General features: G+C 33.2%; 14 protein-coding genes. 1 reads left to right on the forward strand and 13 read right to left on the reverse strand.

Features of this window, described 5'->3' with window-relative positions; translation table 11 throughout:
- Window positions 1-3 precede the first annotated feature (3 nt).
- The 7 genes from ACFFGA_RS00685 to ACFFGA_RS00715 form a co-directional block, all read right to left on the reverse strand.
- Window positions 4-390 (reverse strand): hypothetical protein, encoded by a 387-nt coding sequence (locus ACFFGA_RS00685; protein WP_386058190.1) that lies wholly within the window; start codon window positions 388-390, stop codon window positions 4-6.
- A gap of 110 nt (window positions 391-500) precedes the next feature.
- On the reverse strand, window positions 501-1340 hold the full coding sequence (locus ACFFGA_RS00690; RefSeq protein WP_386058193.1) for a pseudouridine synthase: 840 nt from the start codon (window positions 1338-1340) through the stop codon (window positions 501-503).
- Window positions 1341-1442: 102 nt separating this feature from the next.
- Entirely contained in the window at window positions 1443-2345 is a 903-nt protein-coding gene (locus tag ACFFGA_RS00695; RefSeq protein WP_386058196.1) for a geranylgeranylglycerol-phosphate geranylgeranyltransferase, read from the reverse strand.
- Between the two features lie 64 nt (window positions 2346-2409).
- A complete protein-coding gene (locus ACFFGA_RS00700) occupies window positions 2410-3339 on the reverse strand; it encodes a mevalonate kinase family protein (protein ID WP_386058199.1) in 930 nt (309 codons plus the stop codon).
- A 35-nt stretch (window positions 3340-3374) separates the two neighbouring features.
- Window positions 3375-4481 carry a diphosphomevalonate decarboxylase gene (locus ACFFGA_RS00705; RefSeq protein WP_386058201.1) on the reverse strand — a complete coding sequence of 369 codons (1107 nt, stop codon included), beginning with the start codon at window positions 4479-4481 and terminating at the stop codon, window positions 3375-3377.
- Window position 4482: 1 nt separating this feature from the next.
- The gene (locus ACFFGA_RS00710) at window positions 4483-5022 is read right to left on the reverse strand and encodes a DUF1697 domain-containing protein (protein WP_386058204.1); all 540 of its coding nucleotides are present in this window, start codon (window positions 5020-5022) and stop codon (window positions 4483-4485) included.
- A 2-nt stretch (window positions 5023-5024) separates the two neighbouring features.
- Complete coding sequence (locus ACFFGA_RS00715) at window positions 5025-6275, reverse strand: BaiN/RdsA family NAD(P)/FAD-dependent oxidoreductase (protein WP_386058207.1); 1251 nt, start codon at window positions 6273-6275, stop codon at window positions 5025-5027.
- Between the two features lie 28 nt (window positions 6276-6303).
- Here ACFFGA_RS00715 and ACFFGA_RS00720 point away from each other — a divergent pair, with 28 nt between their 5' ends.
- Window positions 6304-7113, forward strand: coding sequence for a hypothetical protein (locus ACFFGA_RS00720; RefSeq protein ID WP_386058210.1), 810 nt, complete (start codon window positions 6304-6306; stop codon window positions 7111-7113).
- Here ACFFGA_RS00720 and ACFFGA_RS00725 read toward each other — a convergent pair.
- The 6 genes from ACFFGA_RS00725 to ACFFGA_RS00750 all read right to left on the reverse strand — a co-directional run bounded on the left by ACFFGA_RS00725 (window position 7110) and on the right by ACFFGA_RS00750 (window position 16584).
- Window positions 7110-10814 carry a metallophosphoesterase gene (locus tag ACFFGA_RS00725; protein ID WP_386058213.1) on the reverse strand — a complete coding sequence of 1235 codons (3705 nt, stop codon included), beginning with the start codon at window positions 10812-10814 and terminating at the stop codon, window positions 7110-7112. The genes ACFFGA_RS00720 and ACFFGA_RS00725 overlap by 4 nt on opposite strands.
- A gap of 73 nt (window positions 10815-10887) precedes the next feature.
- Window positions 10888-11829: an L-histidine N(alpha)-methyltransferase gene (locus ACFFGA_RS00730; RefSeq protein WP_386058216.1), complete on the reverse strand. Its 942-nt coding sequence runs from the start codon at window positions 11827-11829 to the stop codon at window positions 10888-10890.
- A gap of 1 nt (window position 11830) precedes the next feature.
- Window positions 11831-12997: an ergothioneine biosynthesis protein EgtB gene (gene egtB, locus ACFFGA_RS00735; RefSeq protein ID WP_386058219.1), complete on the reverse strand. Its 1167-nt coding sequence runs from the start codon at window positions 12995-12997 to the stop codon at window positions 11831-11833.
- 3 nt (window positions 12998-13000) lie between these two features.
- Window positions 13001-14224, reverse strand: coding sequence for a bifunctional alpha/beta hydrolase/OsmC family protein (locus tag ACFFGA_RS00740; protein WP_386058222.1), 1224 nt, complete (start codon window positions 14222-14224; stop codon window positions 13001-13003).
- A gap of 51 nt (window positions 14225-14275) precedes the next feature.
- Window positions 14276-15001 (reverse strand): flavodoxin family protein, encoded by a 726-nt coding sequence (locus tag ACFFGA_RS00745; protein ID WP_386058225.1) that lies wholly within the window; start codon window positions 14999-15001, stop codon window positions 14276-14278.
- A 20-nt stretch (window positions 15002-15021) separates the two neighbouring features.
- Window positions 15022-16584 carry a protein adenylyltransferase SelO gene (locus ACFFGA_RS00750; RefSeq protein WP_386058228.1) on the reverse strand — a complete coding sequence of 521 codons (1563 nt, stop codon included), beginning with the start codon at window positions 16582-16584 and terminating at the stop codon, window positions 15022-15024.
- Between the last annotated feature and the right edge of the window lie 77 nt (window positions 16585-16661).

Raw genomic sequence — 16661 nt, forward strand, 5'->3', positions numbered from 1 at the left:
AGGCTATTCTCCTGAAATCAATAAGATATTGTTAGCGTCAATTTCTAACTCAAGATTATCACAAAGATCAAGATTTAATGGTCTTTTTTGCCCATATACAAGATTATTGCTGGCAACAACCAAAACATCATTTTCTGAAAGCTCTACCCAACCACTATTTGTAGCTGTTGAAATATTTTGTGAATGTAAAAGGGTATAATCCTCTCCATAAATTAAGAACTCAAAACTATGCGTACCATTATTGGTTAGCCTTACTTTTGGCAAATCGTCTATGCAGTTTTGCGTTGCATTACTCACAATTGAAAGCTCTGGAGTATTTTCTGTTTCAGCAGAGTCTGTTGTACAGTTTATTAATAGCAAAAGCACAAGTAAGTGTTTTACATGTTTCATAAGTAGGTTATTTTAATTTGGGAGGGCAATATAGAAAAAAAAACGAGATAGTCGATTAAATGCACTATTTATTCGACAAACGGTATAGTTTTCTAAAAACCTTAGAAGGACTAAAGCATCTTCAAAGTGTTAATCTCTTGTTGCGTTAAATGCTTCCAATGGCCACGAGGAATGTCCTTTTTGGTAAGATGCGCAATAGCTACACAGTCAATTTTTACAAGATTGTATTTAAGATGGTCAAAAATGGTTCTTAAAATGGTATTACCTGTATTCTTGATTTTTATACCCACCTTATTCTTAGACTCACCTTCAATATAACTTATCTCTTCAACAGTGATTAATTTCCCATCAACCTTAAAACCTTCTTGAATCTTTTTAAGATCTTCAAATTTTAAGTTTTTATCTAATTCTATTTGAAATAGTCGTGCTACTCCACTTTTAGAATTTGTGAATTTTTGTGCTACTTTATCGTCATTAGTAAACAATAACAATCCTACTGAATTCCTACCTAAACGCCCTATTGGCTTAATGTTTGCATTGGTTGCATTAGCCACTAAATCCATAACAGTTCTACCTTTTCCTTCTGCTGTTGTTGTTGCAAAACCTTTTGGCTTATTTAACAAAACATAGACCTTAGGCTCTGGATTTATACGTCTGCCATCAAACTTTACTTCGTCGTTAAGTTTAACTTTATAACCCATTTCGGTAACAACAGTACCATTTACTGTAACCAAACCTATAGCTATATTCTCATCAGCTTCTCTACGAGAGCATATACCAGAGTTGGCAATATATTTGTTTAAACGAATCTCATCTGGGTTTGATGCTTTCTTTGGTGCTGCTTTTTTCTTGAATGGAGCATTTCCTCTAGCAAAACTTTTTGTTTTACTATTAGCATTTCCTCTTCCTGAAGCTTTTCCTTTTCCCTTGCTATCTTGATGTCTGCTCATGTTTCTTTCTTTTTTTTTTGCAAATATACCTTAACCTTAACTCATAACCTATTATGCCATTGAGTTTGTAAACTGGAGCGAAAGTTTTTAAAATACATCTAATTATATGCGATTTAAAACAATAGAAACATCTATTAACAAAATGGAAAAGACTCCAGCCACAATGATAAACTTCAATATATTATGAAGTATTAAGTAGTGGTTCTTTTTATTTGATTTCCATAGAATGTATTGAAAAATTAAAAGTAATATAATACTAAAATAAAAGTAAAGATACATGTGCCCAATCTCAAAAAAGCGTGTAATAATAACAGCCACAATAAGCGTCACAAGCGTAATTATGGTAAGTATTACTTTTGAAACTTTCTCACCATAAACAACAGGTACTGTTCTGTAATTTAGTGCCAAATCTCCTTTGATATTCTCTAAATCCTTTGTTAACTCTCGTATCGATATTAACAAGAATAAGAAAAGTCCATGGGCAAATATGACTTTCTCAAAATTTTGATAGTAGATAAATATGGCAAAAAATGGTGTTACTGTCAGTACCGCAGACATAAGGTTACCAACCATTGGCTGTTTCTTTAATCGATGCGAATAAAACCAAATAGCGAAAATGTAAATTGAAAAGAATATTACAGCCTTAAACGACACGTAACTGGCAAATACAACTGCCAAAAAGTTCAACACAAAGTAAAACGAAAGTTTGGTGTTTTGACTTACCAATCGATCGAGCATTGTTTTTCGTGGTCTGTTGATTAAATCTTTTTCCGAATCGTAGAAATTATTGATAATATATCCTGCTGCAATTGTTGCGGAAGACGCCAAAACTAACATTAAAAGATTGAGATCTAATAGTACGGACTTAACAGGTTTATCGTGAGCAAAAATGTAAACAGATGCTAAATACTGCGCAATGACAATAACAAGTATATTATATCCTCTAACTACTGAAAACAGGCTGAAAAATTTGAGAAGAATGTGTTTCTGCCGTCTTGATAACATGAATAAAAGTTTGATAAATTCTATACAAGCACTTCGACTGTGCTCAGTATGACAGAATAAATAACTAGAAATTATAAACCACTTCTAACTTGTGCGCTTTTAAAGCTTCTTTTGCTCTATCTATATTTTCAGTAAAGCCTAATATATAACCTCCACCTCCAGAACCACAAAGTTTTAAGTAGTAGTCATTGGTTTCAATACCTTTTTTCCAAAGTTCATGAAATTGCTTTGGTATCATTGGCTTAAAGTTATTTAATACCACTTTAGATAATTGCTTTGTATTTTTAAATAACGATTTTATATCTCCTTTTAAGAAATCATCTACACAAGCATCAGTGTGTTTTATAAACTGATCTTTAAGCATACTACGGAAACCTTCATTCTTCATGTTTTCCATGAAAATACTTACCATTGGTGCAGTTTCTCCAACAATTCCACTGTCTAATAAAAATACAGCTCCTTTTCCTTCTGTTTTTTGTGATGGAATTCCGGTAGCTTCAATATTATCTTTAGAATTAATTAAAATAGGAAGGCTCAAATAACTATTTAAAGGATCTAAACCAGAAGATTTTCCATGAAAGAACGATTCCATTTCAGAAAAAATTGCTTTCAATTTCAACAGTTTTTCTCGAGTTAAATTCTCTAAAACCGTAATCTTATCAGAAGCATACTTATCATAAATAGCAGCAACTAAAGCTCCACTACTCCCAACACCATAACCTTGTGGTATAGAAGAATCAAAATACATACCAGCATCAACATCCTTTTGTAAGGTGTCAATATCAAAGGTGACTAATTCCTTATCTAAATTTCTTAGATAATCTACAAAGGCTTGTAAGCTATTATTAGATTTTATGGCTTCTTGGGTAGGATTCTCATCTACTTTTAAAGCGCCATTGTAAAAATTATAAGGAATGGATAAACCTTTAGAGTCTTTAATGATTCCGTATTCACCGAATAAAAGAATCTTAGAGTAAAATAGTGGTCCTTTCATGTATTTAAAGTGGTTTCCTTTAACAAATATACGTATTAAAATCCTATTTGGTTTGCTCCTAAGCCAATTTGGTCGCAAATATAATGACCGTTTTGACAATAGCTAACCAATTCACTTTTAATGAATTCTAAAATATTTTGCTTTTCTCTTTCTGGATATAACACATGAACATTAGCTCCTGCATCTAAAGTGAAACAGACATTAGAATCATTTTCTGCTCTGTACTGCCATATTTTATTGATAATTTCTAGCGTATTAGGTTTCATTAAAATAAAATACGGCATGCTTGTCATCATCATAGCATGAAGCGTTAAGGCTTCGCTCTCAACAACTTTTACAAATGCTTTTAAATCACCAAACGCCAAAATAGCTTTCAGCGTAGCTAAATTATCATGTGCTTGTGCAAAACGTTCTTTCGCAAATGGATGACCAAACATGAGCTTATGACCTACTGTACTACTCACCTGTTTTTCACCTTTATCTACTAACAAAATGGTGTCTTGATAGTTTTTAAAGTTTGAATGCACTTCGCCATCAAATTTTACTCCGTATAAATCAGAACTTTCTGTACTTTCGTTTTTTCCCCAAACAACAAGTTCTCCTTCTATGCTACGACAAGCACTACCTGAACCTAAACGTGCTAGGAACGATGCTTTTTGGTTGAAATAATTCTTATCAAATGACCTTTCGACTGCGCTCAAGGTGACATCTTCCTTCAATTTTTGTTCAATACTCATAAGACACAAGGCGATGGCACTCATGCCTGAAGCAGATGATGCAATACCAGAACTGTGCGGAAATGTATTGGATGTTTCTATTTTAAAATGATAATCCCTTAAAAAAGGCATATACGTTTCAATGCGTTCAAAAAAGATTTGAATCTTTGGTTTAAAGGCTTCATTTTTCTCCCCTTCAAAATAGACATCGAAACTAAAATCGTTTCCTGCTTTTTTAGAGTAGGTTACTTCTGTTATTGTTTTACAATTAGAAAGCGTAAAACTTATCGATGGGTTTTCAGGGATTTGATGTTCCTTCTTTCCCCAATATTTCACTAAAGCGATGTTGCTTGGCGATGACCATTTTACAGAGCCATTTTCAATATTAGAATTGTATGATTTGAGGATAAAGTCTTGTTCTGTCATTTCAATCATTTGTCTGGGACAAAGATAATAGTTTTACCATTGTTTTATAGTTTCTTGAAGTTGCACCAACCTTTAATTTTCTTTCAAAAAAATTGAGGTTAAATTTTGCATTGCCATAACCTTTATCACAATAGAAATATATGCAATCATTGACTATTGCATATTCTTCATTTTCATAGGTTTTCTCTGAAGCTTCTTTAACTAAATCCTTATTCGGAATTTCGGTTAACATAGCAAAATAACTGTTTACTTTTTTCTCTTCTGTAAAAGGACAGGTATCAAATATTGCTTTTAATTGTATTCTGGTTCTAACTAAAACAGACACATCAAATCCAAAATGGTCAAAAATGGATTGCTTGATGCTTTTTTCTAACGCGTTTACATCATCAACCATAGATTGAAAGATAACATTACCGCTTTGGATATAGGTTTGCACATTTTTCAATCCAGAATTTGCTAATAACTCTCTTAGTTCTGCCATTGGTACTTTTTTGTGACCTCCAACGTTAATTCCTCTGAGAAGTGCGATGTAAGTATTCATAATTACGCAATAGATTGTGATACAATGTAAGCTCCTGTCCAAGCATTCTGAAAATTAAAGCCACCTGTAACGGCATCTACATTAATAACTTCGCCTGCAAAATACAGGTTAGGGATGCGCTTACTTTCAAAGGTTTTAAAGTTTACCTCTTTTAAATCTACACCACCTGCAGTAACAAACTCTTCTTTAAATGTACTTTTCCCTGTAACTTGAAAAACAGCTTTGGTTAATTGCTCGGACAAATTTTCTAATTGCTGTTTATTAATATCTGCCCAACGTTCTGAGTCATTGATATCTGAAGCTAAAACCAATTGTTTCCAAAGACGTTTTGGTAAATCAAATTGTGTAGAATTTACAACAGTTTTCCTAGCGAGTTCTTGTTTGAAATCTTTCAGCATCCCTAAACAGTCTTCAAATTCTTTGCTAATAAAATTGACTTCGATTTTAAAATTATAATTAAAATCCGCCAACTCTATTGCACCAAAAGCTGAGAGTTTTAATATGGCTGGCGCACTCATACCTACATGTGTTATTAGCAAAGGTCCTTCTGAAACTAAATTAGTTCCTAATACTTTTACCTCAACATCTTTTGCCACAACTCCAGGTATATCCTTAATTCGCTTGTCTTTGATATCAAAGGTAAACAAGGAAGGAACTGGCTGTATAATGGTATGACCTAAGTCTTCCAGAAGTTTCCAAATTTTAGAGTTGCTTCCTGTTGCAACAACTACTTTATTGCATCCTAAAGTACCTTGATTTGTTTCTATTTTAAATTGAGATGCTTCACTTCGACTACGCTCAGTACAAGCTAGCTCAGCATGACATAATTCTATAGATTTTACAGAATGGTTATAAAGCACCTCAACATTATGTTTTTGGGCTTCATATAAAAAGCAGTCTATAATGGTCTGAGATGTGTTAGACACCGGAAACATTCTACCATCTTCTTCAATTTTCAACTCCACTCCTCGCTCTTCAAACCACGCAATGGTATCACCTGTCATAAAACTATGAAAAGGTCCTAGCAGCTCCTTTTCTCCCCTTGGGTAATTCAACACCAACTCTGAAGGTATAAACTCTGCATGTGTAACATTACAACGTCCACCTCCAGAAATTTTTACTTTTTGCAAACCTTCTTTACCACGCTCTAAAATAGCAACAGAAAGTTCAGGATTTTGTTCTGCAATATTAATGGCTGCAAAAAAACCTGCTGCTCCGCCTCCAATAATTATAATATCTTTACGTTGACTCAATGTGAATGGTTAAAAGGATAAAATTACAATGATATACTTCAAAAGACTAATAATTATTATACTTATTCTCAATGCATGTCAAACTCCAGGATTATTAACAATCGAAGGGTCCATAACCAATAGTTTAACTGAAGTTTCTGCGGCAGAATTAGATTTAAACACTGATATTGTTTGGGTAATACAAGATGCTGGAAATAGCAACAACCTTTTTGGACTAAATCTTAAAGGTCATATAGAACGTAATGTTGATATTAGCAATGTAAAAAACATAGATTGGGAAGATTTAACCAGTGACAAATTAGGCAACATCTACATTGGTGATTTTGGAAACAATTCTAAAAAGAGAAAGACATTTAGAATTTTGAAAGTGAAAAATGACGACTTAAATAAAACCAATGCTGTTGCCGAAATTATTGAATTCACACTTCCAAAAGACATCCATTCTAAGGACTTTGAAGCTTTTTTTCTTTATAATAACTTCTTCTACATAATTAGCAAAGAGACCAAAAAATTTATAGTCCTTAAGGTACCTAATGAAATTGGAACACATGAAGCTGTATTGCGTTCGGACTTTAACCTTAAGGGCAAAAACAATAAAATTACCTCAGCAGATATCAGTAGCGATGGCAATATTGTTGTATTACTAAACCATGATAAACTGTGGAAACTTTCTGGGTTTGAAAGTGACGATTTCTTCTCTGGACAGATTGAAGAGTTACCTTTTAAACACAACACACAAAAAGAAGGAATATGTTTTAAAACCAATTCTAAAGTTATACTTACAGACGAACGTGATGGTATTGAAGGTGGTAATATTTACACTTTTGATATCAATTAAAAATTAAGACCAAAACCAAAAGAAAATCTTAAGCCTTCTACACTATTAAAAAAGTTAAAAGTGCCCGAAAGTGATTCTGCAGCAGTGACCCAAAAACCACCTCCGTAATCGTTATGCCATTTGTCTGAAGAGTCATTTTCAATCCATACTCTACCCACATCAAAACCAGTAAAAATACCTATTTGAAGCGGTAAAGTATTAGTTTTAAACGAATCAAAACTATATCTTAAATCAGAACTACCAACTAAAGAATTTCTACCTGTAAATCGTTCAGTCCTAAAACCTCTAAGACCATTTCTACCTCCAATATTCGAGGCTTGGTAAAAAATAAAATCATCACCTATTCTGAATTGGGTTCTTAAATCCGTTTTCAATACCAGCTTTCTATTTCGCGAAATTGCGTTGTAAAATCCTAAATCAGAATTTATATAACCATATGTGTTTTCAGTGTCTTTAAATTCTGTTTTTACACCAAGGTTTAGTAAAAACGTCATTCCTCTTGTTGGGTTTAATTTTTTATCGAAACTCTCGTATGTGTACTCAGCTTCAATTGCACCAAATATGCGACGATCATAAAAACCCTCTGATGCACCTGCAAATTCTGAAATAAACCTATCGTCAGTTTTATCAATTTCTATAGCTTCAAAAATAGTTCTAAAACCATAATCACTACCAAAATTACCTTTCTTTAGAACGCCCGCTTTTGCCATATATATACTTGTCTTGACCCTATTGTAATCTAAGTCTAGGTCATCATCCAAGTTCTTTGTTTCATTTCCATAACCAAAAAAGTTATTGGTAAAATTTTCTGAAGTAATACGTCCACCAATGTGTAAGTTCCAATCGTCTTTTATGTTTGCAAACTCACCATCGTAATTAATGGAAAATCCTTTTGTTGCAAAAAAGTAACCTCCTCTAAATCTATGTTCTTGTGAGAAAGGATTTCTTTGAAAACCATTTTTTGTTTTCGCAAAAGATAAGCCTAAGGACACACCATCATCTGGGTTAAACCCTATTGCTGGTGTTATAACACTATTGCTTACTATGTTCTTTTTAAAATCGAATAAATTATGATTATAAACATCTGTTAACCTAATTGTTCCACCTTTATTAACCTTTACAATGTTAGGTTTACTCTGATGATCGTAAACTTTAATTCTCCTACCACTATTTATGATATATGTATCTTCATCTTGACCACCTATTAGTCTTGTAAAGATTAAATTATTAGCCTTACCTTTTACTTCAAACACATCTTTATCATCTAGACCATAAATCCATATTTCTTTTGTAGTAGCTTTATTAAACGTTTTATCTACAATGACTTCTCCTTTTTCACCATCTTTAATTCTGGAAATTTTAATATGAGTTTCATTGTCACCAATTCGTGTTACTTCAATATAATCATCCTTATCTGTACCAGTAAGAATAACTAACTCATTTAAATATTCGTAATATCTGTTAGCTATATCTACAAGATTACCTCTTCTACCTTTTAGGTGATTTTTAATTTCCTCTAAGGTTTCGTCTTGTACCTCTTTTGGTACTTTGGTAAAGGCTTTTTCAATAACTTCATCAGTAATGTTTTCTTGCAAAAACTTAGCGTGCTCTACCCATTTTTCTCTAGTAGATTGCTGAACTAAAACACGATCTAATTTTATTCCTGCAGCATTCATCCATTTGATGTCTTGTAACTCATCATCATAGACTTGAAGTTGTTTTGTAGAACCCGAAATAACTTTCATGACGTCTAATAAACCACCATCAAAATTTGAAAACACCTGATCTCTATCCCTTGGTATTGGTCGGTACCATTTGTCACCATTTTCTTGATTAAACTGTGCCCACCTCCATTGATCCTGATGACGATCCCAGTCTCCTATAAGCATATCAAACAAACGTGCTCTTACATAAGCATTTTCGTCTATTTTATATTTTTCGTCTTCACGTATTTTTTCAATAATATCATGCGTGCTTTCAATATCATCTGCATAGCCAAAATTACGCTCATCTGTATAATTTTCTTCTGGTCGCTCCTCTATCATATAAAGTTCGTTCCCATAATCTTTGTTGTACTTTCCTAAATGTTTGTGCTTAGGAACATAAAAAATTCTGGGATTGGTATGGTATATTTTTGCTGCATCAGACAAATCTGGAACAACCATAAACGCATATGGATGTGCAGCTGTATAGAAATCTAGTATGAGACTTTCTACTGCAGTTCTTTCAAATTCATCTTGAATGTAGGTATCTTTAAATAATACAGCTTGTAGATATTGAGTTGCACTTTTTCTTAGTGCTCTCATATTTAACTCTCTTCCGTCTTTAGTTTTTAACCTTAAAGAACGTGTTTGGTGACCACCACCCGCTCTTACAACTTCTAAACCTCCGTATAGTGTATCTAAAGTTACAACCTTAGCCGTGATTTTTGTGCTATACACTTTTCTATAATGGTCTCCCCAAATGGATTTAAAAAAACTTGATTTGTCTGTTTCTTCTTCAGTATAAACCGATGTAACAACTTCATTAGGGAAGCTCTCAGGCAATTGTGATAAATCATAATTTTCAGTTGGCGAAAAAACTTCTTTTACAAATAACACTTTTGGCTTTCCGTTTTCTTCTCCATAAATAGTTACCCAACTACTGCCATCCTTGTAAATAGTTAGCTCTGCAAAGCCCTGTTTTCCATAAGAAAACAAACCTGTATTACTTAAATCGGCAAAAGACTCTTTAGCTCCAGAACCAGAGACAATTTGTTTAATTTTTCCTTTTTCTAAATATTGAAGTGTATGCTCATGACCAGAAACAAAAACAACATTCTCTGTATCTAGAGTCATTGTTTCTAAACGATTCATTAAGTTATTATAACGCTCATTATAACGATCTTGAATAGAGACACCTCCTTGAGTTCTAATCTGTGTTACAAGTGATGCCAAAATAGGAACTGGCACTTTTTTCTGACCAGGAAACAAATGTTTTGAAGCAGCATAACGTCCACCATGAACTCCGTTTGTGTACATGGGATGATGCATAGCAAAGACTATGGTTTTATTTTGTGCTTTTTTAAGCTCACCCTCTAATTCCTCAAAGAAACGTTCTCTTGTTTTTATTTCGCACTCATCATTGATGGTTGGATGATTATTCCAATTTTCTAAATACCATTGTGTATCAATAACAATTAACTGTATGGTTTCACTGACATCTATGCTTTCTAAAGGACAACCATTATCGGGTTCATAAGCATCTTTACCTAGTGCATCTTCTATATATTTTTCTTCACGTTTTAAACCTTTGAGTCCATTAGCATACCAATCGTGGTTACCTGGTATAAACAGGACTTCTCCATCAAAACCTTCAACCGCTTTTATTTGACCATCTAAAGCATTTTCTGCTTCTTTTCTACCTTTTTGATCTTTAGCTGGCAGACCAGCCGGATAAATATTGTCTCCTAAAAAAATTACATAATCATCTTTGGTATTTAGATTTGCTATGTGGTTGTTAAAAGCTGTTAGTGCTTTAGACATTCCTCCATAAGGAGATTTACCAGCATCACCCAATAAGTAGAATTTTTTATCAATTTCTTTGTTTGGTAATTGATTAGTTTTATCCGCTTCGTCTTTATACAGAGCTTTAGAAGTAGCACAAGCATTAACTAGTAGAGCTAATAATAAGAATGTAATTATATGGTTAGGGTTTTTCATAATGTAACTGTGCTGTAAAATATTCTGATTAGATATGTTGTTTTTAACTCTAATAATAAAGTCTTTAGTTCTTTTATAATTTTTCCCATAAACTATCTGTAAAATAGTGTTTACAATCTAAAAAATTCGTTAATAGTTTAAAATTTGAAACTTTAGCTAAGTTACTAATTTCATCCATACTGTATTTTTTAGAGAGTTCTGTAGATATTAATTCGTTATAATCGAAATTAATGGTTTTATCTATTGCTTTAATATAAACCGTTTGTTTTGTTAAACTAACAATATAGCTATTAACATTACCTGTAATGGGATTGTAATGACAATAAAAATCGAAATCATCCATCTTAAAATCCGCCCCTAATTCTCTATTTATTCTAAGCAATAAGTTGAGATTAAACCGTTTAGTAATTCCATGTTTGTCGTAATAGGCATTATGTATTATAATAGGATTTTTTTTTAAATCTATACCAATTAAAAGCTTATCACCAACTTTCATATTTGCATTGAACAGGTTTAATAATTCCTGAGCTTTATCTTCAACATAATTTCCAATATTTCCGCCTAAAAACAGCAACAAACTTGGATAATTGCTTTTTCTGTTATCCTTTAATATCTCAAAATAATCACCAACTTTTGGATGAATTTTTAAGTCTGGTAGTTTTTCTTTTAAACGATTGACAAGAATATCGATTGCCTCTTGCGAAATATCAATTGGTATATAATGAAAATCTATCTTGTTATTAACTAAAAACTCTAATGGCTTAAAAGTTTTAAAACCATCACCTGCACCCAATTCTACAATATTAAATGGCCCATTAAAATTGAGCGCTTCAATAATTTGTTTAGTTTGCATTGAAAGAATCTCAAACTCAGCATTTGTTGGATAGTACTCTGGCATATTCATTATTTCTTGAAATATGCGACTTCCATTATCATCATAAAAATATTTAGATGACAGATATTTATTCTTGGCGGTTAAGCCTTTTAGCACATCTTGTGCAAAGGTTTTATTCATGTTATTTTGCTAGTCTTATTCCTGAAAAATGCCAACGCATTTCAGCTTGAAAAAAATTTCTGTAAGTAGGTCTGCAATGATTTTTGGAGGTGGCAATGGAGCCTCCTCTGAGCACCATTTGATTAACCATAAATTTACCGTTGTACTCACCAAGTGCTCCTTCAACTTTTTTGTAATTAGGGTATGGTAAATATGCACTATTGGTCCATTCCCAAAGCTGCCCATAATTCAATTGGTTAGATGCTATTTCCCATTCAAACTCTGTAGGTAATCGCATACCTTTCCATTGTGCAAAAGCAAAAGCCTCGTATAAACTAATATGGCAAACAGGTAAGTGGCCTTTAATTTCCACTAAACCTTGAAGTGTATATTGCATCCATTTCTGATTAACTTTATGCCAATATAGTGGTGATTCTAACTGGTTTTTCTCTATAAAATCCCAACCCTCAGCATGCCACAAATTAAAATCCTTATAACCACCTGCATTAATGAATTCTATGTATTCTGAATTGGTAACTAAACGATTTGATATTTCATAATCATGAAGATAGACCTTGTGTCTTCCTAACTCATTATCGAAGCAAAAGTCCTCACCTTTATGGCCTATTTCATAAACTCCTTCTTCTATTTTAATGAATTCTTGTTTCCAATCTTCTGGTTTTAATTCTACTTTATAATCTAAAACAGGAAATGTAGGTTGGTTTCCAAAAATGTATTTTATATCGTAAATTAAAAGTTCTTGGTGTTGTTGCTCGTGCTGTAATCCTATTTCTATAACCTCTGCAATGTCTTCTGAAATTCCTTTTGAAATAAATTCTGCAAGTTCGTTATTAACATAAGTTCTATAATTAAGCACATCTATTAAAGCAGGTCTTGTCATAGTGCCTCGATTTGCTCTCATTACCCGCTCACCTACATTATTATAATAACTATTAAAATAGTAAGCATAATCCTCGTTAAACACCTTATAATTTGCTTTATATTTAGTTAAAACAAACTGTTCAAAAAACCAAGTGGAATGAGCCAAATGCCATTTGGGTGGCGATACAAATTCTACGGGTTGTATTGAAACATCTTCAGGTTTTAACGACTTACAGATAAGCTCTGTGTGATGTCTTATCTCTAAAAATCGATCTTTGGTAATTCTATGTGTTGCTATACTCTTCAAACGTTAATTATTTAAAATTTGAGTTTCAAAAATCACTTCACTTGCTAACGTTTTGTGAACAGGACAACGCGATGCTATTTCCTTTAAACGTTCCTTTTGAGTCTCATCTAAATTTCCTGTAAACTTTAATTTTTTGCTGATATGGTCTAAATATTTTGGCTTTTCAATTTCAATCTGTAAGTCGTCACTATGCTTTCTAGAGTGTGAGATATAAACAAAAACTTCTTGTAAATCCCATTTTTTTCGCTCTGCGTAAAGTTTTAGTGTCATAACAGTACAAGCTGCTAATGCAGCATTGAGGTATTCGTAAGGAGAAGGCCCAAAATCACTACCTCCAATACTTGCTGGTTCGTCTGCAATAAAGGTGTGATTTTTAGTTTGAATAGAAGTGGTAAAATTATCTTCAACGATATTTAAATGTCCTACTAATTGCTCACCTTCGGTATCTAACATAACATTTTCTTCCTTAGGAAAATAGCGCTTAGCCCATGTACCTATAATTTCCCCTGCATATTGACTATCTTTTTCAACTGATAGCAAATGATCCGCATTGTCTAAAGTCACAAAACTCTTTGGGTGATGAGCGTTAACATAGAGTTGCTGCGCATTTTCTATCCCAACGATTTTATCGAAAGGAGAATGCATAATGAGAAGTGGCTTCCTTAAGTTCTTAACTATTTCAGGCAAATCGGTTTTACTAAATTCTTTTACAAAATCTTGGTTAATTACAAATGGTCGTCCTCCAATATTTACTTCAATAGCCCTTTTATCTTTAACCTCATTAACCTGATGAGAAAATAAATGCATTACATGATTTACAGTTGCAGGTGCTCCAATGGTCGCAACTGCCTTTACTTCATCTAATTTTGAAGCCGCGACCAATACAGCAGCTCCTCCCAATGAATGCCCTACCAATAATCCAGGAGCATCGTAGTGCTCAGCTATATAACTATGTACATCTAATAAATCTTCTACGTTAGCAGAAAAATGACTGTCTGCAAATTCACCTTCACTTCTCCCTAAACCAGTAAAATCGAATCGTACTACAGCAAACCCATCTTGTGTTAATTGCCTACTCACATTTCTTACGGCACTGAGGCTACTGCTACAAGTAAAACAATGTGCAAAAATGGCATAGTAATTTGGTTTTTGGTTTGCAGGCAACTCTAAGCTTGCATTTAGAATTAATCCTTTTCTATTCTTTATTTTTAGTTTTGTATTTTTCATTATCACTTAAATTAAAACCTCTCAATAACCGTTGAGTTTAAATTTTATCCTCTATCTGTATTCTGGGTTTTCAAAAGACCAATGTGTACCGCTATCCCACGCCTCACGAGAATTACCATAATTACTATAACCATTATTATCTTTTAATAATTTTGCCAAATGCAACAGGTTATAGGTCATAAAAGTGGTATTTCTATTTGTAAATTCTGAATCGAAACCAACTGGTGGCTCAATAGATTTATCTTTCCATTCTGTATCTCCATAGCTTGGTCCTGGGCCAACCTCACCAATCCATCCACAATCTGCTTGCGGAGGAATAGAATAGCCTACATGTTGTAAAGCATATAAAATGCCCATTGCACAGTGTTTTACGCCATCTTCATTGCCTGTTACCATGCATCCACCGACTTTACCGTAATATATGTATTGCCCTTTATCGTTAGTTTCTCCACTCATTGCATATAAACGCTCGATTAATTTCTGGGCTTCAGAAGATTTTTCCCCTAACCATATTGGTGTGCCAACGATTAAAACATCTGCTTCTTCAACTTTCTTATAAATATTTGGCCATTCGTCTTTATCCCATCCCTTTTCTGTCATATCTGGATAAACGCCAGCTGCAACATCGTGGTCTATAAGTCGAATCGTTTCAAACGAAACATTTTCCTTTTTCAAAATATTTTGTGATACTTTCATAAGTGTTTCTGTGTGACTTACTGCTGGCGATTTTTTTAGTGTACAATTGATATATAACACTTTAAGTTTTGAAAAATTCATAGTTTCATTTTTTTAATTGGTTAAGAGCTACATGATAGCATGGAACAACCTACTTTATGTCTAGCCCAATCAGGTCTTTTAGTAAACCAATTATTATATTCTGGCTGTTCATCGTAAGGGTTTTTAAGAAGTGTAAACAACTCATCTATTAAACTGTAATCTCCATCATTAGCTTTGTCTATTGCTAACTGAGCCATATAATTTCTTAACACGTATTTCGGATTTACTGCATTCATTTTTCCCTGCCTTTTGTTATCTGATAAAATCTCTTTATCTAATCTTTGATTATAGGCTATGAACCAAGCTTCCCATTGCTCAGAAATTGAGTCCTTAATTTCTTCTGGTTTATAAAATGCGTCAGCAATGATTTCTATTCCATTTTCAGGATTTCCTTTTTTGAAATTGGATAAATTCCTAAAAAAAATAGTCATATCTGTTTCTGTGAGCAACAAACAATCTTCTAAATCTTGTATAAGTTTAGTATCGTTTTCTTCTTCAAGTTCTAAACCTAATTTAGAACGCATCATTTGAAGTGATTTCAATTCAAAATCCATTTGGTATTGATTTAGAATTTCTTCAAAAGGTTCTACTTCTTCCACTAAAGGAAATAAGGCATTAGCAAGTTGTAACAAATTCCAAAGACCAATATTGGGTTGGTTGCCATATCTATAGCGTTTATTTTGTTTATCGGTTGTGTTTGGCGTCCAACCAAAATCGAAATCTTCTAACCAACCGTAAGGCCCATAATCTATTGTTAGACCAAGAATAGACATGTTATCTGTATTCATAACACCATGAACAAAACCCACGCGTTGCCAATGGATAATCATATCTAATGTTCGGTTAGTTACCTCCCTAAAAAATGCGATGTAGGTTTCTTTTGATGGTTTTCCAAGTTCTGAATAAAAGTATTTTATGGTATAGTCTGCAAGTTTTTTTAAGTTCTCATTATCTTGTCTTGCGGCAAACAATTCAAAATTTCCAAATCTTATAAAGGTTGGTGCCACACGAGCTACAATGGCACCTTTTTCGTAATCCGCATTGCCATCGTAAAGCATATCTCTTAACACATCGTCACCAGACAACATTAAACTCAACGCTCTTGTTGTTGGCACACCCAAGTGAAACATGGCTTCACTACACAGATATTCTCTAATTGATGAGCGTAAAACAGCTAAACCATCACCTTGTCTAGAATAAGGTGTTTCACCCGAACCTTTGAGTTGTATTGCCCATCTCTTATCGTTTTCTAAAACTTCAAATAAATTGATAGCTCTTCCATCGCCTAATTGTCCTGCCCAGTTTCCAAATTGATGACCTGCATAAGCCATGGCATAAGGTTTTGTTTTTGGGTATGTTTCTGTACCTGAAAATATTTCTAAAAAATCTTTTGAGCTAATATCATTTTCACTGATACCAATAGCTTTAGCCATTTCTTTTGAAGCATGAATCAATTTTGGTTTTGATGGTTTTACAGGCTCAACATAACTATGCGTTGCCTTTGTTACCTGACGTCTGGTATTAGCCGTATTAGAATCAGAAGGCAGTTCGTTATTAAATGTATCTGATATTTGTAATTTCATATAATGAAAAAAGAAGTTCTTTTGTTTGAAATATTTTTTAGGTTTTGTCGACAAGCGCTTACAAATATTACAATGTG

The organism is Winogradskyella pulchriflava, assembly GCF_042434315.1.
Taxonomy (GTDB): domain Bacteria; phylum Bacteroidota; class Bacteroidia; order Flavobacteriales; family Flavobacteriaceae; genus Winogradskyella; species Winogradskyella pulchriflava.